The sequence below is a fragment of the Paeniglutamicibacter sp. genome (assembly GCF_046714615.1).
Classification (GTDB): domain Bacteria; phylum Actinomycetota; class Actinomycetes; order Actinomycetales; family Micrococcaceae; genus Paeniglutamicibacter.
This window is the reverse complement of sequence record NZ_JBKKAP010000181.1, coordinates 1-23,707: the sequence shown is the minus strand read 5'-3', so window position 1 is coordinate 23,707 and position 23,707 is coordinate 1. Positions and strand designations below refer to the sequence as shown.

Genomic DNA, 23,707 nt, shown 5'->3' with positions numbered 1-23,707 from the left:
GGTGTTCTCCAAAGGAAGTCGTGGGTGTAGAGGGTGGGTTACTTGGCGGCGTCGGCGATGGCCTGGGCCAGCACGTCCAGCCCGTCGCGCAGCAGTTCCTCGCCGATGACCAGCGGCGGCAGCAGGCGCACGACGTTGCCGTGCGTGCCGCAGGTCAGGGTCAGCACGCCTGCGGCGTGGCAGGCGGCGGAAATTTCCTTGGCCAGGTCCGCGCGCGGGGCCAGGGTGCCGGAGTCGGCCAGTTCGATGGCGAGCATGGCGCCCCGGCCACGGACCTCGGCCACAATGGCGGTGGAGGAAAGCAGCGGCTCAAGGATTTCGCGGGCCACGGCCTCGATGCGGCGGGCGTTTGCCAGGAGCGTTCCGTCCTCGAACTGCTCGAAGACTGCCAGTGCCGCTTCGCAGGCCAGCGGGTTCCCGGCGTAGGTGCCGCCCAGTCCCCCGGCGTGCGGTGCGTTCATCAATTCGGTGCGTCCGGTGACGGCGGAGAGCGGGACGCCGTTGGCCAGCGCCTTGGCGGTGAGGATCAGGTCCCCCGCCACGCCCTCGTGCTCGGAGGCGAAGAGGGTTCCGGTGCGGCCCATGCCGGCCTGGATCTCGTCGATGACCAGCACGATGCCGTACTTGTCGGCGAGCTTGCGCAGGCCGGGGATGAACCCCGCGGCCGGGACGATGAAGCCACCCTCGCCCTGGATCGGTTCGATGACCATGGCTGCGAAGGAATCCGCGCCATGTTCCAGGATGGTGGCCTCCACGGATTCGAGTGCGGCGGCCGCGCCTGGCTCAAGTCCTTCGGCGGGGCGCAGCGGGTTGGCCGAGGCCGCCCGGATGATCTCGGCCGGAAGCGGGCCGAAGTTCAGCTTGTACGGATTGACCTTGGCGGTCATGGCCATGGTGAGCAGCGAGCGGCCGTGGTAGGCCTCGTCGAAGACCAGCACGTTGGGGCGGCCGGTGGCGGCGCGGGCGATCTTGATGGCATTTTCCACTGCTTCGGCGCCGGTGGAGAACAGCGCGGTGCGCTTGTCGAAGTCGCCCGGGGTGTTGGCATTGAGCCACTTGCAGACCTGGGTGAAGGATTCGTATTCGGTGACCATGAAGCAGGTGTGGGTGAAGGCGTTCAGCTGCGCGGCGACGCGTTCGGCCACACGCTTGTTGCTGGCCCCCAACGAGGTCACGGCGATGCCGGAGGCGAAGTCGATGAGCCGGTTCCCGTCGACGTCCTCGATGATGCCGCCGTCCGCGCGGGAAACGAACACCGGCAGGGTGATGCCAAAACCGTTGGTCACGTGTGCGGTGCGTTCGGCGTGCAGGGCGGTGGATCGCGGGCCGGGGATGGAGGTGGCGAGGTGGCGGGTCTGCGGGAGCGTCTCGGCGTCGACGGCCAGAAGTGTTTCGGTCATGGGCTAAACGTTAGACGACACCGTGACACCCGTCATTGGACGATCTGCCCAAGTTGCCCCTCCGTGTTGGATAATTCAACCCATGATTTCCTTGTTGCAATTGGGTGCCGAACTCGGACCCGAGCTCGTGCCAAGCCCCGGGGCCGAATTCAGCGCCAAGCCGGTGACCGGCGTCCACGTCTCCGAGCTGGAGGATCCCACCCCGTATCTGGACGGCGGCGAGCTGTTGCTGACCACCGGCATGCCCTTCGCCAAGTCGGCGGCGCTCTCGCTGGCGTACATGAAGCGGCTCGGGGCAAAGGATGTTCGTGCCGTGGGTCTGGGCCTGGGCCCGTGGCTGAATCAGGTGCCCGGGCACGTGCTGGCCGCCAGCCGCGCGGCGGGCATCGAGCTTGCCATTGTCCCCGACGGGGTGCCGTTCCAGCATGTCTCACGTGCCTACTGGCGCCTGTCCACCCGGGACGACACCACCAACCTCATGGATTCCCTCGGCACGCAAACGGCGCTGGCCAGGGCCGCCATGCGCCCCGACGCCACCAGCGCCGTGGTGCGCGGACTCGCCCAGGCCCTCGGCGGCTGGGCAGCCTACCTTCCCGCGGATGCCGGAACCGAGACAGTGTGGCCCACCTCCGCCGGATCCCTGGTCGAAGACCTCCGGGCCGAGTCGATTCGCTTCAACAAGGCCGGCGTCCCCTCGGCCGCGACCTTCGAGCTCCACGGCCAGCCGGTGGTGCTCTACCCAATCCTGCTCGGCGCTCGGATCCACGGGTTCCTGTGCATCGGCTCGGGGCGCACGCTGACCAAGGCCGACAGGCAGATCATCATGACGGTCTCCACGCTGCTGGCGCTGCGGGCCAGGGAACGCGAGGTGGTCGTCGGCACCGCCCATGCGCTGGGCGCCGCGACGACCAAGCTGTTGCTGCACGGGCAGACCGAGGCGGCACACATGGTGGCCGAGGACGTGGGGCTGGCCGAGCTTCCCAACCGGGTGCGCCTGTTGGGCATCAGGCTTTCACCCGGGGACGATCCGGTGTTGGCGGCACGGGCTGCGGCGCGATTGGTAGCGGATCCAGGATTGCCCGACCTGTCCGCCGCGGTGGATGCCTGCACGTTGCGCCACGTCCAGGACGAGGTCCTGTACCTGGTGTTGCCCGCCGCCGGGATCGGCAGCAAGCCGGCGGACGGTCGCGGCGAGTCCCTGGAACAAAATGCCTTGCTGGGGATCTCGGCCCCGGGCGACCCCGAGGTTTCCGGATCGCTGGCAGCCGCGCTGGGCGACCCGGTAAGCCTGGGAGAAATTCCGGGAAACTTTGCGGTGTTGCGCAGGGCCGTGCTGCAGGCCCCGGCCGGCCACCTGGTTGCCGTCAACGCCAGCGAGGACGCCAAGGCGGCCGGCTGGGTGCGGCTGCTGGCCGGTTATCCCCGCGCGGACCTGTTGGCCACGGTGCGCGCCTATCTCGCGGCGCGCGGCACGTGGGAGGATGCGGCGCGGGCCCTGGGCATCCACCGCAATTCCCTGCGCCACAGGATTTCGGTGGCCAGCACCCTCATCAAGGTGGACCTGGATGACCCGGATGTCGCGGCGCACCTGTGGCTGGCGATGCGCCGCGATGAGTCAGGGACGGGGTTGGGCTAGGGCCTGGAACTCCGCCATGGATTCCACGTCACTGCCCAGCCAGGCACGGATCACCTGCGTGTGTTCGCCAAGTTGCGGCGGTGCCATGGTGGGGGCATCCAGCGCCGGGGTCCAGGTGATGGGGTGGCGCACCTGCCTGCCCACGGTGTCCCCCTGCGCGTTGTGCACCTCGATGACGGGGTCCAGCCCGAGCGAATCCGCGTAGTCCAGACCCTCGTCGATGCCGGCGACCTTGCCTGCAGGCACACCCACCCCGGTGAACCGGGTCTGCCAGTTCGCCCCGGTGTCGGCACCCAGGGCGTGTTCGAGCAGCGGGATGAGCTCGGCGCGGTTGGCCACGCGCGCGGTGTTGGTGGCAAAGCGTGGATCCTCGGCGAGCGCGGGACTCCCGATCTCGGCGCAGAGCCTGGCAAACTGGCCGTCGTTGCCGCAGGCCACCGCCAATGAGCCGTCGGCGCACGCCAGCAGCTGGTAGGGCACGATCGAGGGGTGTTCGTTGCCCATGCGCGATGCCACCTTCCCGGCCCCCAGGTAGGCCTGGCCCTGGTTGGCAAGTGCGCCCTGCAGGCTGGAGAGCAGGTTGACCTCCACGTGGGCTCCGGCGCCGGAGAAGGCCCGGGCGTTGAGCGCCGCCAGCACCCCGATGGTGGCGTCCTTGGCGGTGAGCACGTCAACGAGGGCAACGCCCGCCTTCATTGGGTCCTCCCCCGCCTCGCCGGTGATGGACATCAGCCCACCCAGGGCCTGGACGATGAAATCGTAGCCGGGCAGGTGGGCGCCGCCGGCGGACCCGAAGCCGGAGATGGACGCATAGACCAGTCCGGGGTTGATCGCCGAGAGCTCCGCATGGCCCAGACCCAGCTTGTTCATGCCGCCTGGCTTGAAGTTTTCCACCAGCACGTCGGCGCGCAGCGCCAGCTCCCTGGCCAGTGCGCGGTCCGCCGGATCGGTGAGATCCAGCGTGACGGACTGCTTGTTGCGGTTTACCGATTCGAAGTAGGTGGATCCGGTGGCCGAGAAGGGCGGCCCCCAGCTGCGGGTGTCGTCCCCGGAGCCGGGGCGTTCGACCTTGATGACCGTTGCACCCATGTCCGCCAGGGTCATGGTGCACAACGGGCCTGCCAGGACCCTGGAGAAGTCGGCAACGATTATTCCCTCGAGCGGGCGGATGGTGTTCATGAACTTGGTTCCTTCCGTAGGTGCAACGTAGATCACACTACGGAAGGAACGTGGCCACGGTCCCGGACAGAACATCCAACCGCTTGGCCGATTCATCCAACGTCGGCCGAGGCGCCCACCCTGGCAACCGCACCGCCGGCCAACGCAAAGGGACCCGGGCACCAGGGGTTTTCCCTTGGGGCCCGGGACCCGGACCGCGGCTCCCGAGATGGACCTAGACGGTCCGGCGCAGCGGGACTTCCTTGATGAACAGGATGCACACCAGACCGACGACGGCAACGATGGCCGAGGTCATGAACACCACGCCGGTGGCATCGCCGAAGGCCGTCTCGTACATCAGGCGCACCGCAGGTGGCATCTCCGAGAGGTTCAGCGACGCTCCTCCTGCCGCAAGGCCGCTTGAGCCATCCGGCGAAACCAGGTGCGCCGACTTCAACGCATCGAGCACCAGCACTCCGACCTTGTCGGAGAGCATGGCGCCAAGCACCGCCACACCCGCGGCACCGCCGACGGCGCGGAAGAAGGCGACCGAGGAGCTGGCGGTGCCGATATCGGTGACCTTGACGGTATTCTGCACCGCAAGGACCAGGTTCTGCAGCATGAAGCCCATGCCCAGCCCGTTGAAGAACATGCCGGTGGCAAGGATCCAGTAGTTGGTGTCGTGGGACATCGTGCCCAGCAGGCCCAGGGCGCCGACGTTGAGGATGGCGCCAATGACCAGGAAGATCTTCCAGCGCCCGAAGCGGGAGATCAGCTGGCCGGAGAAGACCGAGCCGAACAGGTTGCCCGCGATCATCGGCAGGGTCATGACCCCGGCCAGGGTGGGGCTCGCCTCGCGGGCCACCTGGAAGTACTGGCCCAGGAAGGCGCCGGAGCCAAACATGGCGACGCCGATGGAGATCGAGGCCAGGATCGCCAGGGCGGTGGTGCGGGTGGCGATGATGCGCAGCGGGATCACCGGTTCCGGGACCCTGCCCTCGACCCAGAGCAGCAGCGCGATGAGCGCTAGCGAGCCGCCGACCATCGCGTAGGTCTGCCAGGAGTTGAGTTCGTAGAAGCCCTCCTTGCCCACGTAGGAGACCCAGATCAGCAGCACGGAGACCGAGATGGTCACCAACACCGCGCCGGCCCAGTCGATGTAGACCTTGCGCGGGACGTGCGCGATGTGCAGCGTCTTGTGGATCAGCCACATGGAGATGATGGCAATGGGGACCCCGATAAAGAAGGTCCAGCGCCAGCCCAGCGGGGAGTCCACGATCAGGCCGCCCAACAGCGGACCGCCGGCGGTCGCTGCAGCCATGACCCCGCCGAAGTAGCCCGAGTATTTGCCACGCTCACGCGGCGGAATGACGGTGCCGATGACTGCCATGCCCATGGCGGTGAGGCCGCCCATGCCGATGCCCTGGATGACGCGCGCACTCATGAGCATGGGGATGTTGATGGCGAACCCCGCCAGCACGGAACCGATCACGAAGATGACGATGCTGATTTGCAGCAGCTTTTTCTTGTCGAAGAGGTCGGCCAGCTTGCCCCAGATCGGCGTGGTTGCGGCGTTGGCCAGCAGCGCCGCGGTGAGGACCCAGTTGAAGTCGGTCTGTGTGCCGCCCAGGGCATCCATGATGGTCGGCAGGGCGATGGAAACAATCGTGGTTGCCAGCATGGCGGCGAAGAAGGATGCCAGGACGCCCGTGATGGAGCGCAGCACCTCCTTTTGGCTCATCTGCGGCTGGTCTCCGGGACGCTCCCGAGTCCGGTCGACCGACTGCTTCTGCTCAGACATTGCGTTTCTCCTCCGGGCCGCTGGCGGCCGTGTTGGGTTTTCCGTGGATGCCGTCCAGGCCGGAGCGCAGCACTTCTTGAATGTGATTCAGGGTGGCTGCGGCCGCGGAGATTTCCGCTTGGTCCCAGTCCTTGAGCAGCCCGGCCAGCACCGCGGCACGCCTGTCGTAGGCCTTCTCGAGTTCCTCGGCGCCCTTGGGCGTGAGGGAAATCAATTGGGCACGGGCGTCCGTGGGGCTGGGGGTCCTCACGAGCAATCCGGAGCTTTCCAGCTCGACGACCTGGCGGCTCAGCGCCGCCGGTCCGATGCCGATCCATTGGGCGATGTCGGTGGCGCGGGTGGGCTGGTTGCGCTGGACATATGCAAGCACGCCCAGGGCCGCGAAGCCGACCGCCTGCTTTCCCTCGCCCAGGTGCTCGACGCAGCGCAGGGTGCGCTTGAGCGCAGTGAGGCTTTCGACCAGTTCAAGTGTTGAGGTTTCGCCACGTGGCAACGGATCGCACTCCTTTGCAAAATAGTTGACCAAGGCTAATGTTGCCCACGGCAACCATATGGGCAATTTAGTTGCTTGGTCAAACTAATTTGGCGCATCTCACAGCGGCACTAGGCTGGTGGATCGTGAGCACCGAAAATTTCAGCACCCCCGACATCGCCCTGGCCTCGCGGCTGCGCTCGATCGCCCTGGACGCGGCGCGGCTGGCCGCCCCGATCCTGCGCGGGGCATTCCGCCGGGACGTGGCGCGTGAAAACAAGACCAACGCCCATGACCTGGTGACGGCGTTCGACAGGCAGAGCGAAGAGATCATCCGCGGGCACCTCCTGGCGACCGAGCCCGACTCCCGGGTCCTGGGCGAAGAGGGCGGCAGCACGGGAAAGGGCAGCATCCAGTGGATCGTTGACCCCATTGACGGGACCAGCAATTTCACCCACGGGGTTGCCTTCTTCTGCATTTCCATTGCCGCGGCCCGCGACGGGGTGCTGCTGGCGGCCGTCGTGCTTGACCCGATCGCCGAGCTGGAATTCACCGCCGATGCGCAACATGCCTACCTGAACGGCACGATCCTGGCTCCCGGTAGCAGGCCGGACCAGCGGCATGCAAACATCATGACCGACTACCCCTCGGCCGAGGCCCTGGAACTCGACGGGGAAGCGGGCCTGCGCGAGTTCGGTGCCTGGGTCGGCGCCTTTGCCACCGTCCGGCGCAAGGTCTCCGCCGCCCTGGCGCTGGCCCACGTGGCGGCCGGATGGTGCGATGCAACCATTGGCTTTGACACCAAGCCCTGGGACATTGCCGCCGGGGCGCTGCTGGTGCGCCGCGCCGGCGGACGGTACCTGGGCTACCGCTATGACGGGCACACGCTGCCCGACCACGAGGCTCCGTGCTTCCTGGCATTGGGCCCGGGTGCCGACTACCCGGTGTTGGACGAGTCGGTCCACCGGATCATCGGTGCCCGCAACGCCCTGGGAGCCGGCGGCAAGTCAGCTTAGGTCGCGGGCGCTGATTTCCTCGGGGAAGTCCAGGTCCTCGACCTTGCGCACCAAGACGTCACTGAGCATGCATTCGGCCACCGCACCGATGCCGGCATCGGTGTCTTCCACCAACAGGTTGCCCGCCGAATCGTAGATCCGGCAGCTGACGTCGCCCCGGTTGCCGTCCAGGTTCTTGACGATAATGCCACCAAAGAGCGTTGATGCGTCAACGGTGGCGCGATGCGGGCGGGATTGGTTGGTGGTCGCCGGAACGGTCGAGGTTGTCGTCAGCGAGAGCTCATAGTCGCCGGCGCCCTCGGCCGTGAACTCAAAGCTCTGCGTGTTGTCGTAGAACGAGAGGATCGTGGAAAGCAGCACGGCGTAGAGGACCGAGACCAGGAGTCCAAACGTGCCGGTCACCAATGCGGTGACACTGAAGCCGCGACTCCTGATCCGCTTGGCGATGCCCACGATGCCCAGCACCATGGCCAGGGGACCCAAAACAAAGGAAATGAAGCCGAAGAATGGAATCAGGGACACGACGGCCGCCACGATTCCGGTCACCATGGCGAAGGTCGTCATCCCATGCGTGCGCGGCGGCGGCTGGTTGCCGCCGCTGCCGTAATACCCGTAGTACCCGTTGGGCGGATACTGTCCCGGATACGGTTGCTGCCCAGGTGCGGGCTGTCCCGCGTACCCGCCGGGAGACGACCACGATCCGTGGTTGGGATCGCCGCCCGGGCGGGCATACGGATCAGACATGGGGCTCCTGGAATGTATCGGGACGGGGCGGCAAATGCCGCAAACCGTTCACCTAAGAAATTACTCCCTTGGGAGGGTTGGGCACAATTGGCTGCTTAGTCCGAGCCGTCCGCCAGTCGATACGCCGACCCGTCCGGCTGGCGCAGCAACATCCCATAGTCGACAAGATAGCGGCGCAGGAGCACCGGATCGTCGGTGAACTTCTCCAGCTTCGAGGTCAGCTCCGCCTCGGTAAGCCGCTGTCCGTGCCGCAGGACCTTGGCGGCAACCACGCGCAACAAGCCCAGGCGCTCCTCATGCTTCCTGGGATAGCGGTCGATGCGGCCCGCATCGTCGAAGAAGCGCTCGTTCCCCGTCTGCGGTTCCCGACGTGCGCCGGCGGCCAGGAGTCGGGCAAAGACCAAATCGTCAACCTGGCCCTGCCCGTCGAGCAGGCCGGCGTTGGCGAGGTTCTGCTGCGCCTTTGCCTGGCGATTGGGCAGCAGGTCGCTGTCCACTCCCAGGACCTGCTGGGCGTAGTAGCGGCGGGTTTCCTCATTGGCTAAGGCACCAAAAACCTGGCGCCAGTCCCCCGCGGATTCCTGTACTGGATCCTTCATGGTCCATCCCTCGTTTTTCCTTGTTTTTCGGCTTACCCTGAGGATATGGCTACCCTATTTCATCGAAATGTGAAGACTGCCGTGCACCACCACGGTGGTGGATCAATCATCCTTGGCGGAATCCTGGCGGCGTTGTTGTTTATAATATTCGCCATCTTTTTGTTTGCTGCCCAAGGGGCTTGGGAACCGATGATGATCGGTATCGCTTTCAGCCTCTCGGCAGTGCTTTTTGGCACGGTGTACCACTTCACGCACTGACCGAACCCACCCGACCGAGCCACGAATTTCCCGCACCCTAATAGGGAAACGGGACGTTGGTGGCTCACCCTATGTCCGCTTCCCGGCCGCGCCGGCATGCCGACCGGCCGCCCTGCCGCTAAAGAGGCAGCCGCCCAGAAACGTGCCTTCGAGCGCCCGGTAGCCGTGGATGCCCCCGCCACCGAAACCCGCCGCCTCACCGACCGCATACAGTCCCGAGACCGGGTTCCCTCCGGCGTCCAGCACCCGCGAATCCAGGTCGGTCTGGATTCCGCCCAGCGACTTGCGCGTCAGGATCCTCAACCGCACCGCAATCAGCGGGCCGGCCTTCGGGTCCGTGAGCCGGTGCGGCTTGACGCTTCGCACCAGTTTGTCGCCCAGGTAGTTCCGGGCGGAGGTGATGGCCGAGATTTGCCCGTCCTTGCCAAAGCGGTTCGCGACAGCCGAGTCCCTGGCCGCGAGGACCCCGGCGACCAGGGCCGGGTCCAGGAGGTCGGAGCCGGCAAGCCGGTTCATCTTGGCCACCAGTTCATCGATCGTGGACGCCTGAAGGAAGTCTTCGCCGTGGTCAAGGAAATCCTGGACCGGGCCGGGGACGTCCACGCGCGCCCGTGCCAGCACCGCGCGGATGTCCTTGCCGGTGAGGTCGGGGTTTTGTTCGGAACCGGAGAGCGCGAACTCCTTGCCGATGATGCGCTTGTTCAGGATGAACCAGCTGTAATCGTGCCCGGTGGCGCGCAGGTGCTCGAGGGTCCCCAGCGTGTCGAAGCCGGGCCACAGCGGGTCGGGCAGCCGCTTCCCGGTGGCATCCAGCCACAGGGAACTGGGCCCGGGCAGGATGCGGATTCCGTGGCGCTCCCATACCGGGTTCCAGTTGGCGATTCCCTCCGTGTAGTGCCACATCCGATCCCCGTTGACCAACCGGGCACCTGCCCGCCGGGCGATATCCAGGCCGCGCCCGTCCACGTGGGCGGGCACTCCGGAGACCATGTCCTGCGGCGGTGTTCCCAGGCGTTTCGGCCACGCGGCGCGCACCTTGGAAAGGTTCCCTCCGATGCCGCCGGTGGCAACGATGACCGATGGAGCAAAGTATTCGAAATCCCCGGCCTTGGTGCGGTTGGTTGCAACCCCGCGCGGTGCCGGATCATCCGCAAGCACCGTGCCTCGCACCCCGGTGACTGCACCGTTGTCGGTGACCAATTCGTCAAGTTGGTGACGCCAGAGCATGGTCAGCTGCCCCTTCGCCTCTGCGGTGCGGGCGGCCAGGATGAAGGGTTCCAACAACCCGGGACCGGTCCCCCAGGTGATGTGGAAGCGCGGCACCGAGTTTCCCGGACCCTGCGCCCCCGCCCCGCCGCGTTCGGCCCACCCGACCACGGGGAAGAAGCGGATGCCTCGTTCGTGCAGCCATTCTCGCTTGCCGCCGGCCGCCCATTGGACATAGGCACGGGACCACTTGCGGGCCCAGTCATCCTCGTCGCGGTCGAAGCCCGCGGTGTTGGCCCAGTCCCGCAGGGCTAGCTCTTCGGAGTCCCTGACGCCCAGCCGCCGCTGTTCCGGCGAGTCGACCAGGAAGATCCCGCCGAAACTCCAATGGGCCTGCCCGCCAAGGTTCGCCTCGGGTTCCTGGTCCAGCAGCAGCACGCGCGCCCCGGCCGCGGCGGCCTCGGTGGCTGCCACCAGACCGGCCAGGCCGGCACCGACGACGATGACATCGAAGTGTTTCGAATGCGGGATGTTCGACATGGACCCACACTAGCGCCGAAGTGGCGCGGGCCACACCCGTGACACCGCAGCGGGGGGCGTCCCCGGCCGTGGGGACCGCTTTCATGGGCTGGGTTGCCGGGCATTCGGCCCGCCGTATCAGGCCGATTGATTCCGGCGTCCGGCGAAGGCCATGACCATGAGTGCAGCCAGGACCAGGACGAAGGTTGCCCACGGCAAGGTGCCTGCCCCTCCACTTCCGCCCCCAAGCAGAAGCCCACCGAGGATCCCTCCACCTGCAATGCCAATGTTCCAGCTTGTCACCATGATGGGCTGGACCAGGTCGGCGGCCGCCCCGGCCGCCTTTACCGCCGAGACCTGCAACAGGCTTGCCGCACCCCCGAAGGCAAGCCCCCACAATGCAGCACCGACGAAGACCGCAGCAGGCTGGCTGCCGAATAGACCGAGCGCAAGGACGGCAACACCGAAAAGTGCGCAGCTGGCAGTCAGGAGGAGCCGCAGCATCCGGTCGATGAAGACGCCGGTGATCCAGATACTGGAAAGGGACGCGGCGCCAAAGACCAGCAGCACGGCGCTGACACTGTTGCCGAGGCCCAGCGGGGCAAGAAACGATGCGATGTAGGTATACAGGACGTTGTGGGCCATCACGTAGAGAAAAGTTACAACGATGATGGGCAGGACCCCTGGAATGGAGAAGACCCGGCCGACTGACGTTCGCTGCCCCTTCTGCTGTCCGGCAAAATTCGGGACGGCAACGAGTATCCAAATGATCAGAAGTGCGGAAAGCACCGACAACACACCAAAGGTGGATCGCCAGCCAATAAGTTCCGCCAGAAAGGTTCCCGCCGGGGTTCCGACAGACAACGCGACGGGCGTGCCCGCCAACGCAATGGTGATGGCCCGACCCTCGTGCCCGGGGGCCACCATGCGTTGGGCGTATGCGGCCAGCATGCCCCACAGGACACCGGCAAAAATGCCGGCAAGGAAACGGATCGCAAGCGTGAAGGAGAAGTTTTCCGACACTGCGGTGAGCAGTGTGGTGACGACATAGCCGGCGATCGCGATGACCAGCAGCCGACGGCGTGGCCAGCTCATGGTCGCGCTGATGATCGGAATGGCACCGGCGATTGAACCAAGCGCAAACAGCGTCACCGTTTGGCCAACGGCCGATTCCGTGACGCCGAGATCCCGGCCCATGGCCGGAAGTATCCCGGCCGGCAGCGTTTCGAGCAGGATGGTGATGAAGCCCGCCGCAGCGAGTGCAAGCAGGCCGCCAAGCGGCAGCCGTCTGGTACCGGGCGCTTCGTTTGATGTGTGCGTTGTTTCGATCATGCACCCATCGTGGAGGATTAACATTAGTGTTAAGGTCAATTCGGATTCGACCAAACATGAGGGGCATTGATCACATGCGCATCGGAGAGCTGGCAGAACTGACTGACACGCCCACGCGCTCATTGCGCTACTACGAGGAACAAGAACTTCTCGTGCCCCGCCGGCTTCCCAACGGGTACCGGGATTACGACGAATACTTGGTGGACCGGGTTCTCCAGATCCGGGGGCTGCTGGATAGCGGGCTGCCAACAAAAATCATCAAGCAGGTGCTGCCCTGCATCGGCACGAATGCCCAGATCCACCCCGAGGATGCGACCCCGGAGCTACTGGCAGTCCTGGAACGCGAACGGGAGAGGATGGACGAACGCATCTCTTGCCTGACCAGCAACCGGGACGCGATCGACCGCTACATTGACGTCGTGTTTCGAGGGAAATAGTCGCAGGGTTCACCGCTCGGGACAAGGAGGAACCGCGCCGGCTGTTAGCCTTCACTCGTGCACTTCGTTGAACATGGCTCCGGGATCCCGCTTTTGCTGATCCACGGATTCTGCGTGGATCATCGCCTGCTGCTGGGGCTCGATCCCGTGTTTGCCGCGCGCGGGGCGTGGCGACGGGTCTACATCGACCTGCCGGGAATGGGCAGGTCCGTTGCCGGACCCGGTATCCGGAGCTCCGACGATGTCGCCGACGCGGTCGCGTCCTTCGCGCGCAAGACCTTCGGAAACGAGCGATTCGCGATACTCGGCAATTCGTTTGGCGGAATGATTGCGCGCCACCTGGCGTCCGAATTCGGCGACCAGGTCCTTGGACTTGCCCTGCTTTGTCCGGTGGCCGCGGCGGAGCACGGACGCAGGGTCCTGCCGCCGCAAACAGTGTTGCACGCCGACCCGAGCCTCCTGGCGACACTGGACCCCGAGGACGCAAAAGCCTACGCGAACATGGCAGTCATCCAGTCTCCGGGGAACTGGGCACGATTCCGCGACTCGGTGCTTCCGGGGTTGCGGGTCTTTGACCGCTCGGCGATCGGCAGGATTGCGGGACGCTACGCGCTGGCCGTCGAGCCGGAGGACCGCGCGCCAGTATTCACCGGCCCCACCTTGGTCATTGCCGGACGCCAGGACCACGTGGTGGGCTTCAAGGACCAAGCCGCACTGGCGGGGCGGTACCCGGTTTGCGAGCTGGCGATCCTCGATCATGCCGGCCACAACGCACATCTTGACCAGCCGGAGCGCACCGGAGAACTGCTGGGCCTGTGGCTCGAGCGGATTGAAACTTCGCAACCTAACGATTTCGGTGCCGCGCGCTGATCCCTCATTGCGCGCCGGTTCGTGTCGCCCTTGCCTTGGCGACCGAACCGAAGGCCGAGAAGTCCTTGTGCCCTTCCTCGCCCCACACCACCAGGACGCGCAGGGTGCCGTCCCCGGTATTGCGCAGGTCGTGTTCCACCCCTGCCGGGGCCAGGACGCTGTCCCCTGCCTGCAGTTCGTGGTGCTCCAGGCCCACGCGCATCGACGCCGTGCCCTCGAGCACCAGGTAGAACTCTTCCAGGTCCATGTCCTGGCGGTGGTGGGTGTGCATGCCCTCGTGCCCGCCGGGTCCAAGTTCCCACGTCTGGATCGCGACGGGCATCCGCATCTCGTCGACGAAATGGAATTGCATGCGGGTGTCGGTGCCCTCGTGCAGCGAGTAGTCAAAGGTGTGTGCGCCACGTGGTTCAAACATGTGTGTCCCCCTTTTCCGTTTGTTGCGCCGCCCTTCTAGAGCGGCGATGCACCCAGGCGTATGCTGATTTGCCGGGCAGCCCGCACGCAGGCGGCGCCGAGTTCGCCCAGTTGTTCCTTCGAAATGCGGTAGTACGGGGCGGCGATCATGGCACTTGCCACCACGGCGCCGCGGTGGTCGAAGATGGGAGCGGCCACACCGACCTCGTCGGGCGAGGTTTCCCCGTGGTTGGCCGCGTAGCCCTTTTCCCGCACCGCCTCCAGGCGCTGGAGGTAGGCAGCGCGGGCGCCGACGGTGTTCTCGGGCAGCACCACGGAGCCGGATTCCAGGAGGTTCGCGGCGCGGGCCGGTTCCTCGTGGGCCAGGAAGACCTGGACCGAGGCGCTGAGCGCGGTGTTGTACCGGCTGCCCATGGCCGAGGTGTGCTTGACCTGGTGGATGCTGGGGATCTGCTCGACCGAGACGGATTCGACGCCGTCCCAGATGGTCAGCACCGCGGTTTCCCCGGTGTCCCGGGCGAGCTCCTCAAGGAAGGGGTAGGACACCCGCCGCACATCGATGTTGGCCAGCAGCGGACCGGCGACAGCGATGAGCCCGAGCCCCAGCGAGTACTTCCGGGTGGCCTCGTCGCGGGCCACGATGCGTTCCTGCTCCAGCGTGGCCAGGATCCGGGAGATGCTGGATTTGTGGAGTCCCACCTGCGCGGCGATTTCCGTGACGCCCAGCACCGGGTGCTCGACGGTGAAGCAGCGCAACACGTCGATGACGTTGACGATGACCGAGGCGCCGCGCGGTTCCGCGGTGGGGGTTTCGGCCGCTTGGGCAACCATGGGGATTCCTCCGGTGGGTGGTGTGCTGGTTGGTGCGTTCACAGTTGTACGGTACCGCGCCGTGGCTTTCGCCGGGCGCCGCTCAGTTCCCGTCGACGCCGATGTCCTCGTTCCACAGGCGCGGGTGTTGGCTGATGAAGTCCGCCATGAGTTCGGTGGCCTGCGGATCGTCGATGACGATGACCTCGACGCCGCGGGCCCGCAGCAGCTCGAGCTCGCCGGGGAAATTGCGGCTTTCCCCGACAACCACGCGCGGGATGCCGAACTGGATGATGGCCCCGGAGCACAGGGCGCAGGGCGCCAGCGTGGAGTACAGGGTGGTCGCGGCGTAGGAGGCACGCCGCCCGGCATTGCGCAGGGCATCGATTTCCCCGTGTGCGGTGGGGTCTCCCTTTTGCACGCGGCGGTTGTGGCCTGCGCCGATCTTGGTCCCGTCGGCAAACAGGCTGGAGCCGATGGGCACCCCGCCCTCCGCGGCGCCCAGGCGTGCATGCTCCAGCGCGCTCGCATAGCCGGCGCGGTCGAATTCGTTCAGGCTCGTGTGGCTCATGGCTTCGGTGGCTTCCTTTGCATGGCGTGGGTGCTGCGTTAACGCCGAATGGTTGGGTGGCGTGCGTTCGGCGCAGGCCACCCAACCATCATGTCAGCTGCGTCCTAGCAGGGGATGATGTTGTTTTCCGGACCGAAGCCGAACTTGGTGATGTTCTCGACGCTGTTGTCCTCGCCAATGACCAGGATGTCGTGTTCGCGGTAGCCGCCGGCACCCGGCTGGCCGTCAAGGACGGTGATCATCGGTTCCATGGAGACGACCATGCCCGGCTCGAGCACCGTGTCGATGTCCTCGCGCAGCTCCAGGCCGGCCTCGCGGCCGTAGTAGTGCGACAGGACGCCGAAGGAGTGTCCGTAGCCGAAGGTGCGGTTGGGCAGCAGTCCGTGGGAAATGAAGATCTCATTGAGCTCCGCGGCAATGTCCTTGCAGACCGCGCCCGGCTTGATGAGCTCCAGGCCGCGCTTGTGCACCTCGACGTTGACGTTCCACAGTTCCAGCGAACGTGCGTCCGGCTCGCCGAGGAACAGCGTGCGTTCCAGGGCGGTGTAGTAGCCGCTGGTCATCGGGAAGCAGTTCAGCGAGAGGATGTCCCCGCGCTGCAGCTTGCGGGTGGTGGCCCAGTTGTGGGCGCCATCGGTGTTGATGCCCGACTGGAACCAGACCCAGGTGTCACGCACTTCTCGGTCGGGGAAGGTCTTGGCGATCTCGTGGACCATGGCTTCGGTGCCGATCAGGGCTACCTCGTACTCGGTGATGCCCTCGCGGATGGCTGCCTTGATGGCCTCGCCGCCGAGGTCGCCGATGCGTGCACCGTGCTTGATGACCTCGATTTCCTCGGCGGACTTGATCATGCGCTGGCGCATGGCGTCCTGCGAGACGTCCACCAGGGTCGCTCCCTGGAAGGTGTCCTGGATGCGCTGGCGGGTCATGGTCGGCAGGGCGTCGTCCTCGACACCCAGGCGCGTTGCCTTCACGCCGCCGCGGCGCAGTGCTTCCTGCAGGCCGAAGTAGAAGTTGTCGCGCTGCCAGTCGGTGTAGACGATGTTGTCGCCGTAGCTGGTGCGCCAGGGCATGCCGGCGTCGATGTTGGCGGTGATCGTGACCGACTCGTTGGCGGTGACGACCAGGGCGTAGTTGCGGCCGAAGGTGGTGTACAGGAAGTCGGAGTAGTACTTGATGCCGTGGTAGCTGGTCAGGATAACCGCGTCGAGCTCCTTGGCGGCCATGATCTGGCGCAGGCCACCGAGGCGGCGCTCAAACTCTGCATCCGAGAACGTCAGCTTCTGCTTGGTGCCGTTGTGCAGGGTCTTCAGGCGCTCGAGCTCGGAAACATTGGTTGCGTTGGCCGGTGCAATGGTCATGGTGACTCCTTTTGTTTTTATGTGTTGTGTTGTCTTGGGGGAAGAAGATTGGGGGGGCTAGGCCAGCGGTTTTTTGCTGGTCTCGACCGAGAAGGCGACAGCGACCAGGGAGATGACGGCCGCACCCATGAGGTACCAGCCGGGGGCCAGGTCGGTACCGGAGGAGGCGATCAAGACGGTCGCCACGAAGGGCGCGGTACCGCCGAAGAGCGCATTGGATAGGTTGAAGCTCACGGCGAATCCGGAGTAGCGGACCCGGGTGGGGAACATTTCGGCCAGGTAGCTGGGCAGCGTTCCGTCGTTGAGGCTGAGCATCGCGCCGAGCAGGATCTGCACCAGGACGACGATGAGGAAGTTGCCGGTTTCCAGCAGCATGAATGCAGGCACCGTCAGCACCACGAAGAGGATCGAGGCGCTCATCAGGACCTTCTTGCGCCCGAAGCGGTCAGAGAGCATTCCGACCACGAAGATGAAACCGATGTACGTCGTCAGAGCCACGGTGGTGGCCACATAGGATGCGGTTTCACTGAGCCCGATGTTTTGGGACAAGTGCGTGGGCATGTAACTGAGGATGAGGTAGAAACCCACGGCGTTCAGCAGCACCGCACCGACGGCCTGGATGAGCTGGCGCCAGTGGTTCTTGAACAGCGAGCTGACCGGGGCCTTCACGGCATTGTCTTCCTTGGCCAGCTCCTTGAAGATCGGTGAGTCCTCGAGCTTGGTGCGGATGTAGCGTCCGATCAGGCCCATGGGTGCCGCCAGGAGGAACGGCAGTCGCCAGCCCCAGGACTGCATCTGCTCAGGTTCCAGCATGCCCGTCAGCAGCGCAGCCAACAGCGAGCCGAGCAGTAGGCCCGCGGCCGTGCTGGCCGGAACGACGGCTGCGTAGAGGCCGCGACGGTTGGCCGGCGCGTATTCCACCAGGAAGGCGGAGGCTCCCGCGTATTCGCCGGAGGCGGAGAACCCCTGAACCACGCGGATGATCAGCAACAGGATCGGGGCCCAGATGCCGATGGTGTTGTAGGACGGGATCAAGGCGATGCAGAAGGTTGCGGCGGACATGATCAGGATGGACCACGAGAGCGCCTCGCGCCGTCCGATCTTGTCGCCCAGGTGGCCCCAAACGAATCCACCCAGGGGGCGGACCAGGAACGAGATCGCGAAAAGTGCGAAGGTGAGCATCAAGCCGGTCGCCGGGTCGGAGTCGGGGAAGAAGACCGCCGTGATGGTCACCGCCAGGTAGCCGTATACGGCGTAGTCGAACCATTCCACGAAGTTGCCGATGAAGCTGGCCGCCACGACCTTGGTGCGGGTCTTCTTGCCGATCCCTGCCGGGTCCGGACGCTCCTGGCCGCTGAGTGTGGGACCGAGATTGGATGCCGGGACATTGGTTAGCGTGCTCATTGCAGAACGCGCGTTGGCGTCATTGCCGTCCGCGGAGTTTTTGCGCTGAATCATTTGGGAACCACCAGAAAGTTTATGGAGTTGCATTCAATGCAACGCTGTTGCACTCACTGTATTTGTGTCCCTTGTCACTGTCAAGGGTCGGCTCTGACCTGTTTCATATTCGTCGCCTTTGGAGTTAAAAAGTTTGGGCGCCCGGTTGCCCAGGCGCCCAAACACACTCTCGCTCGCTGCCCACAGGCCCTATGCGAGCATCGCTCTCGCGGACAGCCTCCGTCCTCGAATCCCGAGGCCGGGTGCGCCTCCCACGGTTGCCGCTACTTCACCGCCAGGGCGTCCACGGGCAACGAGTACTCTGCCTCAACGGCCAGGGCCACGCCGTTGGTCACGGCATCCAGGAGCAACTTTCCGCGTTCGGCGCTGGCGCCGAACGGCGAGGACAGGCATCCGCTTGCCGGAGTGCGCGCCGGGTCCTCGGGGAAGATGTCGTAGGGCTTCAACTGCGCCGGCGGGTGGTTGACGGCGCGGGACATGTCGACCTTTTCCGGATGCAGCAGCAGCATGAGGGAGGTTTCCAGCACCCCTCCGTGCTCGATGTCCCAGCCCAGGAAACCGTCGGGGAAGACCTTCCCCAGGGTTTCCTCATCGACGAAGTCCCAGTAGGAAAGCAGCATGGCCCGTGCGTCGAGTCCCGTTTCCCGCGCACGGCCCACCGCGATTTCCAGGCCCTCGTAGATGAATTGGTAGTTTTCAAAGTGGCCATTGAGGATGACGACCCTGGTGAATCCCTGCCCGATAAAGGACCGGGCAACGTCCTCGACCTGGCCGGTGAGCGTCGAACCGCTCAGGCTCGTGGTCCCGACCCGGTGGTTGCCGCCGCCGGAGCGTGGCTGCGACTTGTATCCATAGGAAAATGTCGGCGCAACCAGAGCGCCAAGCCTAGTGGCCACCACCCCGGCAATGGCACGCGAAAGCATCGCGTCGACGCCCAGTGGCATGTGCGGACCGTGTTGCTCGGTGGCGCCGGTGGGGATGATGACCGTTGCATGGGGCTGGGCTACATGGGCGGCGTAGGTTTCCGCATCGATATCTTCCAGAAAAACCGACTGCATCGAGATGCTCCTTGTGGTGTTGGTGCGCGACGACTTGTCATGGGTTCGCCTCGCGCGCCATGCGACTGATGGGAAAAGGTAAAGAAGAAACTGCAATCAAGGCACCGCGAATGCATCGATCATCGCGGTGATCGGACTTGTCCACGGCATATGGGCGCGGGTCCCGTGGCGAATTAATCCGCCACGGGACCCGCTGGCCTACATAGGTGCTACTGGCCGATCTTGTGCTTTGCGGACGCGGCATCGGTGGACGCCTCCGCGGTCGGAGCCACATCGTCAACCCGCTGCTCGGCGAGCAGGAACTCGGCGCTGCCATGTTGGCGGATGAACTCCGCGTCCGAGCAATCAATCTTCAGGCCCAGCGGTACCCCCTGTTCGATGCGGGACTTGAAGCGGCTGAGGCCCAGTGCGTAGTACAGTCCCGCGCTGGTGGCGGTTCCCGCCAGCCACGAGAAGTCGATGCCGCCCACAGCGGTGGCGATCGGGCCCTGGAGCGCCGGAATCGAACCGTACATGCACATCCAGGTCATGAAGATGCCACCGGCGAAGGCAATGAATGCCGAGGGGTTGAACGACTTGAGCTTGCTCGACTTCGGGTCAAGGAACAGGTAGGAGAAGTCCTTGTGGCGGCGTTCGAAGACGAAGTAGTGGACCGCCATGATGCCACCCCAGGTGGCCACCCAGGCCGCGATGGCAATGATCCAGTTGTGCAGGACCTCCGCGAAGTCATGGGCGAAGAGGAACGCAATGACCGCGCCCATGGACAGGAAGCCGACCATGATGGAGAGCTTCTTGCGGGAAATATTGATATCAAGGGCCTGTGTGGCAACACCGAAGGTGTACATATTGATGATGTTGGTGGCGATCGGCCCGTGGATGACCAGCAGGATCACCGGAATCGACAGCGTACCGAAGGACTCGACGATCAGCTGGCCGGGGTCGGCGGTGCCGTTCTTGGTGGCGAGGCTGGCGCCCAGGATCCCGAGCCAAACGACAGGGAGGAACTGGCCGAGGACACTGACGATGTAGAGCTTGTGCGTCTTGATGCGCTTGGACACAAAGCGGGAGTAGTCCGGTGCGTAGGTGAACCAGCCGATGCCCCAGCCGATGCCGATGGCGGTCATGATCGAGGACATTGCCGCAATGCGCGGCATGCCGGTGAGCACCTCGCCGACCGGGCCCTGGTAGGTCCAGTCGATGTCCAGCTGCGTCCAGGCGAGGATCGACATGGCGATCAGCACGATGATGGTCGGCGGCATGGTGATGCGCTCGAAGCGCGCAATGGCCTTGTATCCGCGGTAGCAGATGGCTACCTGGATGGCCATGATGACCGCGGCGGTGGAGATGCGCCAGAGCATGTTGCTCGCCGTGGGATCAACCCAGCCGATCATTCCGAACAACGCCATGATCAAATCGAGGATGACCCACGTGTTGACCGCGGACCAGCCAATGGCAATGACTGCCTGGATGGCGGCCGGCAGGTAGGCTCCCCGGCGGCCAAAGGCGCCGCGGGCCAGCAGCATGCCGGTGGCCCCGGTCTTCTGCCCCAGGATGACGAAGAAACCGAAGCCCAGCATGCCGATGACGTTTCCGGCAATCAGGACGGTCAGGGTATCGGCAAGGCCAAGGCCCAGGTGGATACCCAGGGCACCGAGGATCCAGTTGATGGGGGCAACGTTGGCCCCTGCCCAGATCCAGAACTGCCCGGAAAGCTTGGTGGTCCTGGCGGATTCGGGAATCGGCTGAAGGGAGTCCTCGACCTCATGGGTCACGCTTTCAGATGAACTGGCAACATCTCTACTCATTGGTTCACTCTCTCGACTGCGGTGGTTCGAAAAGAACTTATGCACCAGCGTAGGAGTGATGTGCGCCACCCAGTACACTCAAACTGTATATTTTTTGTTCGATCCCGGTGACAAAGTGTCACCTACTGGCTTTTCCTCCGGCCAGCCGCCCTTTTCCCCCGCAAGGATCCGTACATGCTGCTCCGCCTCGAGGACGTTCTGGCCAGTCCACTCTTCGCCAAGGCACGTCCGCGCGTCGTCGCCGGCGCCGACCAGGTCCCGCACAACGGGGTGCGCTGGGTGCACTCGAGCGAGGTCCTCGAGATCGCGCCATTGTTACGGGGCGAGGAACTTTTGCTCAGCGGCGGCCAGACGCTCTTGGCGCTGCGTCCCGAGGCCCAGGTTCAATACATCCAGAGCCTCGCCGAGCGGAAGGTCGCGGCGCTTGCCATTGAGACCGCCGGACTGAACAAGAGCCTCTCCCCGGAACTCATCGAGGCGGCCGAGGCCGCCGGGCTGCCCCTGATCGAATTGCGCGCCACCGTGCCGTTTGTCGAGCTGGCCGAAACCATCAACCGCGGCATCGTCTCCGCGCAGGCCATGGCACTTCAGCGCGCCGACGAGGTCTCGCAGCGCCTTGCGCACCAGATCGCCACGTCCGGCCCCAATCTGCCTCCCTTGATTGCGCTGATCGCGGAGGACCTGGACGTGAACGCGCTCCTGGTGGATCTTGGCGGCATCATTCTGGCCAGCAGCCACGCCATCCCCGAAGCGGAGATCGGGATGGAGATCGTCTCCGACATCTTTGTCAGCGACGTTGTAGGCGCCAGACTGCATCTGGAAAGCCGGCAAGCGTCCGAACACGACCTGTTGACCACGGTTGCCGAGCGGCTGGGAAGCATCCTGGCGTTGGCTCTCTCCCAGCATCACCGGCCCACGCGCTCGCAAATCGCCGACTCGGCACTGATGCAGGCCATCATCCGCAATTCGGGCGCCGGCGAGATCAGGGACCTGTGCACCCGGGTCGGGCTTGAGGTAAGCGTGCCGGTGGCCGTGGTCATTTTCCGCGGCGTCGAGCTGGGCCGGATGCGCAGCACCTTGGAGCGAATCCTGCGTCGCAACAGCCTGGACATCAAAACGTACCTCGATGCCGACTATCTCTATGGGCTCATCCCACTCAGTGGCAGCTCGCCGAAACAGGAAAGACTGAAAATCCTCAGGGGATTGCGCGGGGAAATCGGTGCGGTTTCCGTCCAGGGCGTCATGGGCCCGTGGGTCACTGACGCCACGCACGGGTCGTGGTCGCTGCAGGAGGCGTTCCTGACCGAGCGTCTGGCCCTGCCCATGCCGGACTCCGGCGGGTTGCGCGACTGTGAGGATGTGGTCCTTGAGCGTCTGTGCGTCAGGGAGCTTGGGCGCAAGTCGGTGGACCGCTTTGTCCAGGAAAACCTCTCGGACCTGATCATCCACGACGGCATGCGTGCCGGAGACTTGGTGGCGACCTTGGATGCGTGGCTATCCTCGGGGTGTAATTCCACGGCCGCCGCCGCATCCCTTTTCATGGAACGCCAAACTTTGCACAAGCGGCTGAACAAGATCTTCGAGCTGCTCGGCGGCGATCCGCGCGGCACTTCACGTCTCGCATCCCTTCATCTCGCCACGAAGTTGGCCACGTCAAACCTGGCCGCCGGCAAGTAGGGGCCGTACGGGAGGTCGAATCTCTCCTCTGTGGCACCGAACGTTGCCGCCCTACAGAACCGCGCGGATCGTCTGCTCGAAACTGGTGATGTGTTCCAGTGCCATGGCCTCGGCCTTGTCGGCCTCACCGGCAACGATGGCCTCAAGCAGGTCGACGTGCTCTTCGATGTGGCCGGCGACCGTCGGAACCTTGTCCAGCACCAGGCACCAGATGCGGGTGGCCAGGTTGTCCAGGCGGATCAATGCCTCTTCGAGGTGCGGGTTTCCCGCGGCCCGGTAGATCAGCCGATGCACGCTCATGTCGTATTCCATCAATCCGCGCTTGTCCACGTCCCGGTCGCCCAGTTGTTTGATGTCGCGGGCGAGCGCACCCAGCGCTGCGCGGTCGGCGCTAGAGGCGCTGAGCGCGGCCTTGCGAGCGGCCAGCGGCTCGAGGGAGCGGCGAAGTTCGGAGACGTCGGCGAGTTCGGTGATGTCCACGATCGTGGCAAAGGTGCCCCGGCGCGGATACGAAACCACCAGGTGGTCGATCTCCAGGCGCTTGAGGGCCTCGCGCACGGGAGTGCGCCCCACGCCGAGCTCGAGGGCAAGCTGCCCGTCATTGATCGGTTCCCCGGGACGGATGTCGAGCATGATCAGGCGGTCGCGGATGTCGCGGTACGCCTGCTCGGCCAGAGATATGGGCACGCCCAGAACCTCCGGGCTTGCGGAGATGGTACTCATGCGGATGTCTCCTTCACTTTGCCGAGGTACGGAATCACTGTAGTTCGATCGGCTTCACGACTTATTTGGGATGGCCATTGACAGCGTGTGATCCCCATCATAGCATTGCAACCAGTTCTGATATATCAATCATCAACAACTTGTACTTCAAGGAGTGAATGCTGGATGACGGCCCTGAACACCACGCTTGTCGAGTCGACGTTGACCGAGAGTATCGCCACGCTGGATCCGGAGATCGCGGAGCGCATCGACGCTGAGCTGGCCCGCCAGCAGCGCGGCCTGGAGATGATCGCCTCGGAGAACCACACGGCCCTCGCGGTGATGCAGGCGCAGGGTTCGGTGCTGACCAACAAGTACGCCGAGGGCTACCCGGGACGCCGCT

22 protein-coding genes and 1 pseudogene are annotated in these 23,707 nt (G+C 65.0%); 7 read left to right on the top strand and 16 right to left on the bottom strand.

Annotated features, from left to right (window positions below):
• Positions 1-38: 38 nt before the first annotated feature.
• Positions 39-1,400 carry an aminotransferase class III-fold pyridoxal phosphate-dependent enzyme gene (locus ACLQ7E_RS21215; protein ID WP_411734566.1) on the bottom strand — a complete coding sequence of 454 codons (1,362 nt, stop codon included), beginning with the start codon at positions 1,398-1,400 and terminating at the stop codon, positions 39-41.
• 82 nt (positions 1,401-1,482) lie between these two features.
• On the opposite strand from ACLQ7E_RS21215, the gene ACLQ7E_RS21210 reads away from it, so the two are divergent.
• On the top strand, positions 1,483-3,036 hold the full coding sequence (locus tag ACLQ7E_RS21210; protein ID WP_411734565.1) for a PucR family transcriptional regulator: 1,554 nt from the start codon (positions 1,483-1,485) through the stop codon (positions 3,034-3,036).
• Here the strand turns inward: ACLQ7E_RS21210 and ACLQ7E_RS21205 are convergent.
• The 3 genes from ACLQ7E_RS21205 to ACLQ7E_RS21195 form a co-directional block, all read right to left on the bottom strand.
• On the bottom strand, positions 3,016-4,215 hold the full coding sequence (locus ACLQ7E_RS21205; protein ID WP_411734564.1) for a CaiB/BaiF CoA transferase family protein: 1,200 nt from the start codon (positions 4,213-4,215) through the stop codon (positions 3,016-3,018). The genes ACLQ7E_RS21210 and ACLQ7E_RS21205 overlap by 21 nt on opposite strands.
• Before the next feature lie 214 nt (positions 4,216-4,429).
• Positions 4,430-5,995, bottom strand: coding sequence for an MFS transporter (locus ACLQ7E_RS21200; protein ID WP_411734563.1), 1,566 nt, complete (start codon positions 5,993-5,995; stop codon positions 4,430-4,432).
• On the bottom strand, positions 5,988-6,488 hold the full coding sequence (locus tag ACLQ7E_RS21195) for a MarR family winged helix-turn-helix transcriptional regulator (RefSeq protein ID WP_411734562.1): 501 nt from the start codon (positions 6,486-6,488) through the stop codon (positions 5,988-5,990). Before ACLQ7E_RS21195 ends, ACLQ7E_RS21200 begins: the two co-directional genes overlap by 8 nt.
• Before the next feature lie 125 nt (positions 6,489-6,613).
• Between ACLQ7E_RS21195 and ACLQ7E_RS21190 the strand changes: the two genes are divergently transcribed.
• Entirely contained in the window at positions 6,614-7,483 is an 870-nt protein-coding gene (locus tag ACLQ7E_RS21190; protein ID WP_411734561.1) for an inositol monophosphatase family protein, read from the top strand.
• Here the strand turns inward: ACLQ7E_RS21190 and ACLQ7E_RS21185 are convergent.
• Positions 7,475-8,227: a hypothetical protein gene (locus tag ACLQ7E_RS21185; protein ID WP_411734560.1), complete on the bottom strand. Its 753-nt coding sequence runs from the start codon at positions 8,225-8,227 to the stop codon at positions 7,475-7,477. The genes ACLQ7E_RS21190 and ACLQ7E_RS21185 overlap by 9 nt on opposite strands.
• A gap of 95 nt (positions 8,228-8,322) precedes the next feature.
• Positions 8,323-8,826, bottom strand: coding sequence for a DUF2087 domain-containing protein (locus ACLQ7E_RS21180; protein ID WP_411734559.1), 504 nt, complete (start codon positions 8,824-8,826; stop codon positions 8,323-8,325).
• Between the two features lie 45 nt (positions 8,827-8,871).
• On the opposite strand from ACLQ7E_RS21180, the gene ACLQ7E_RS21175 reads away from it, so the two are divergent.
• Positions 8,872-9,084: a hypothetical protein gene (locus tag ACLQ7E_RS21175; RefSeq protein WP_411734558.1), complete on the top strand. Its 213-nt coding sequence runs from the start codon at positions 8,872-8,874 to the stop codon at positions 9,082-9,084.
• A 69-nt stretch (positions 9,085-9,153) separates the two neighbouring features.
• Here ACLQ7E_RS21175 and ACLQ7E_RS21170 read toward each other — a convergent pair whose 3' ends face one another.
• Positions 9,154-10,830, bottom strand: a complete 1,677-nt coding sequence (locus ACLQ7E_RS21170) for an FAD-binding dehydrogenase (protein ID WP_411734557.1) — start codon at positions 10,828-10,830, stop codon at positions 9,154-9,156.
• Positions 10,831-10,947: 117 nt separating this feature from the next.
• Complete coding sequence (locus ACLQ7E_RS21165; protein ID WP_411734556.1) at positions 10,948-12,141, bottom strand: MFS transporter; 1,194 nt, start codon at positions 12,139-12,141, stop codon at positions 10,948-10,950.
• A gap of 56 nt (positions 12,142-12,197) precedes the next feature.
• On the opposite strand from ACLQ7E_RS21165, the gene ACLQ7E_RS21160 reads away from it, so the two are divergent.
• Together ACLQ7E_RS21160 and ACLQ7E_RS21155 are read left to right on the top strand one after the other, a co-directional pair.
• The gene (locus ACLQ7E_RS21160) at positions 12,198-12,578 is read left to right on the top strand and encodes a MerR family transcriptional regulator (RefSeq protein ID WP_411734555.1); all 381 of its coding nucleotides are present in this window, start codon (positions 12,198-12,200) and stop codon (positions 12,576-12,578) included.
• A 57-nt stretch (positions 12,579-12,635) separates the two neighbouring features.
• Complete coding sequence (locus tag ACLQ7E_RS21155; protein ID WP_411734554.1) at positions 12,636-13,448, top strand: alpha/beta fold hydrolase; 813 nt, start codon at positions 12,636-12,638, stop codon at positions 13,446-13,448.
• Between the two features lie 4 nt (positions 13,449-13,452).
• Here ACLQ7E_RS21155 and ACLQ7E_RS21150 read toward each other — a convergent pair whose 3' ends face one another.
• The 7 genes from ACLQ7E_RS21150 to ACLQ7E_RS21120 form a co-directional block, all read right to left on the bottom strand.
• Positions 13,453-13,863, bottom strand: a complete 411-nt coding sequence (locus ACLQ7E_RS21150; protein ID WP_411734553.1) for a cupin domain-containing protein — start codon at positions 13,861-13,863, stop codon at positions 13,453-13,455.
• Positions 13,864-13,898: 35 nt separating this feature from the next.
• Entirely contained in the window at positions 13,899-14,693 is a 795-nt protein-coding gene (locus ACLQ7E_RS21145; protein ID WP_411734552.1) for an IclR family transcriptional regulator, read from the bottom strand.
• Between the two features lie 82 nt (positions 14,694-14,775).
• Positions 14,776-15,243 carry a nucleoside deaminase gene (locus tag ACLQ7E_RS21140; RefSeq protein WP_411734551.1) on the bottom strand — a complete coding sequence of 156 codons (468 nt, stop codon included), beginning with the start codon at positions 15,241-15,243 and terminating at the stop codon, positions 14,776-14,778.
• Between the two features lie 104 nt (positions 15,244-15,347).
• Positions 15,348-16,604 (bottom strand): aminopeptidase P family protein, encoded by a 1,257-nt coding sequence (locus ACLQ7E_RS21135; RefSeq protein ID WP_411734550.1) that lies wholly within the window; start codon positions 16,602-16,604, stop codon positions 15,348-15,350.
• A gap of 57 nt (positions 16,605-16,661) precedes the next feature.
• Entirely contained in the window at positions 16,662-18,008 is a 1,347-nt protein-coding gene (locus tag ACLQ7E_RS21130; RefSeq protein ID WP_411734549.1) for an MFS transporter, read from the bottom strand.
• Positions 18,009-18,325: 317 nt separating this feature from the next.
• On the bottom strand, positions 18,326-19,120 hold the full coding sequence (locus tag ACLQ7E_RS21125) for a creatininase (RefSeq protein WP_411734548.1): 795 nt from the start codon (positions 19,118-19,120) through the stop codon (positions 18,326-18,328).
• Between the two features lie 209 nt (positions 19,121-19,329).
• A complete protein-coding gene (locus ACLQ7E_RS21120; protein WP_411734547.1) occupies positions 19,330-20,925 on the bottom strand; it encodes a purine-cytosine permease family protein in 1,596 nt (531 codons plus the stop codon).
• A gap of 174 nt (positions 20,926-21,099) precedes the next feature.
• Here ACLQ7E_RS21120 and ACLQ7E_RS21115 point away from each other — a divergent pair, with 174 nt between their 5' ends.
• Complete coding sequence (locus ACLQ7E_RS21115) at positions 21,100-22,602, top strand: PucR family transcriptional regulator (RefSeq protein WP_411734546.1); 1,503 nt, start codon at positions 21,100-21,102, stop codon at positions 22,600-22,602.
• Positions 22,603-22,653: 51 nt separating this feature from the next.
• On the opposite strand, the gene ACLQ7E_RS21110 is transcribed toward ACLQ7E_RS21115, so the two are convergent.
• On the bottom strand, positions 22,654-23,325 hold the full coding sequence (locus tag ACLQ7E_RS21110; protein WP_411734545.1) for a GntR family transcriptional regulator: 672 nt from the start codon (positions 23,323-23,325) through the stop codon (positions 22,654-22,656).
• Between the two features lie 165 nt (positions 23,326-23,490).
• Here ACLQ7E_RS21110 and ACLQ7E_RS21105 point away from each other — a divergent pair.
• Positions 23,491-23,707, top strand: a pseudogene (locus tag ACLQ7E_RS21105) (serine hydroxymethyltransferase); the annotation flags it as partial.

Excerpts from the sequence above, each read along its gene's own strand:
- ACLQ7E_RS21120 (WP_411734547.1), bottom strand. The coding sequence starts at position 20,925 with ATGAGTAGAGATGTTGCCAGTTCATCTGAAAGCGTGACCCATGAGGTC.
- ACLQ7E_RS21175 (WP_411734558.1), top strand. The coding sequence starts at position 8,872 with ATGGCTACCCTATTTCATCGAAATGTGAAGACTGCCGTGCACCACCAC.
- ACLQ7E_RS21125 (WP_411734548.1), bottom strand. The coding sequence starts at position 19,120 with ATGCAGTCGGTTTTTCTGGAAGATATCGATGCGGAAACCTACGCCGCC.
- ACLQ7E_RS21135 (WP_411734550.1), bottom strand. The coding sequence starts at position 16,604 with ATGACCATTGCACCGGCCAACGCAACCAATGTTTCCGAGCTCGAGCGC.
- ACLQ7E_RS21130 (WP_411734549.1), bottom strand. The coding sequence starts at position 18,008 with ATGAGCACGCTAACCAATGTCCCGGCATCCAATCTCGGTCCCACACTC.
- ACLQ7E_RS21185 (WP_411734560.1), bottom strand. The coding sequence starts at position 8,227 with ATGTCTGATCCGTATGCCCGCCCGGGCGGCGATCCCAACCACGGATCG.
- ACLQ7E_RS21215 (WP_411734566.1), bottom strand. The coding sequence starts at position 1,400 with ATGACCGAAACACTTCTGGCCGTCGACGCCGAGACGCTCCCGCAGACC.
- ACLQ7E_RS21160 (WP_411734555.1), top strand. The coding sequence starts at position 12,198 with ATGAGGGGCATTGATCACATGCGCATCGGAGAGCTGGCAGAACTGACT.
- ACLQ7E_RS21140 (WP_411734551.1), bottom strand. The coding sequence starts at position 15,243 with ATGAGCCACACGAGCCTGAACGAATTCGACCGCGCCGGCTATGCGAGC.
- ACLQ7E_RS21200 (WP_411734563.1), bottom strand. The coding sequence starts at position 5,995 with ATGTCTGAGCAGAAGCAGTCGGTCGACCGGACTCGGGAGCGTCCCGGA.
- ACLQ7E_RS21145 (WP_411734552.1), bottom strand. The coding sequence starts at position 14,693 with ATGGTTGCCCAAGCGGCCGAAACCCCCACCGCGGAACCGCGCGGCGCC.
- ACLQ7E_RS21110 (WP_411734545.1), bottom strand. The coding sequence starts at position 23,325 with ATGAGTACCATCTCCGCAAGCCCGGAGGTTCTGGGCGTGCCCATATCT.
- ACLQ7E_RS21210 (WP_411734565.1), top strand. The coding sequence starts at position 1,483 with ATGATTTCCTTGTTGCAATTGGGTGCCGAACTCGGACCCGAGCTCGTG.
- ACLQ7E_RS21205 (WP_411734564.1), bottom strand. The coding sequence starts at position 4,215 with ATGAACACCATCCGCCCGCTCGAGGGAATAATCGTTGCCGACTTCTCC.
- ACLQ7E_RS21170 (WP_411734557.1), bottom strand. The coding sequence starts at position 10,830 with ATGTCGAACATCCCGCATTCGAAACACTTCGATGTCATCGTCGTCGGT.
- ACLQ7E_RS21165 (WP_411734556.1), bottom strand. The coding sequence starts at position 12,141 with ATGATCGAAACAACGCACACATCAAACGAAGCGCCCGGTACCAGACGG.
- ACLQ7E_RS21115 (WP_411734546.1), top strand. The coding sequence starts at position 21,100 with ATGCTGCTCCGCCTCGAGGACGTTCTGGCCAGTCCACTCTTCGCCAAG.
- ACLQ7E_RS21180 (WP_411734559.1), bottom strand. The coding sequence starts at position 8,826 with ATGAAGGATCCAGTACAGGAATCCGCGGGGGACTGGCGCCAGGTTTTT.
- ACLQ7E_RS21150 (WP_411734553.1), bottom strand. The coding sequence starts at position 13,863 with ATGTTTGAACCACGTGGCGCACACACCTTTGACTACTCGCTGCACGAG.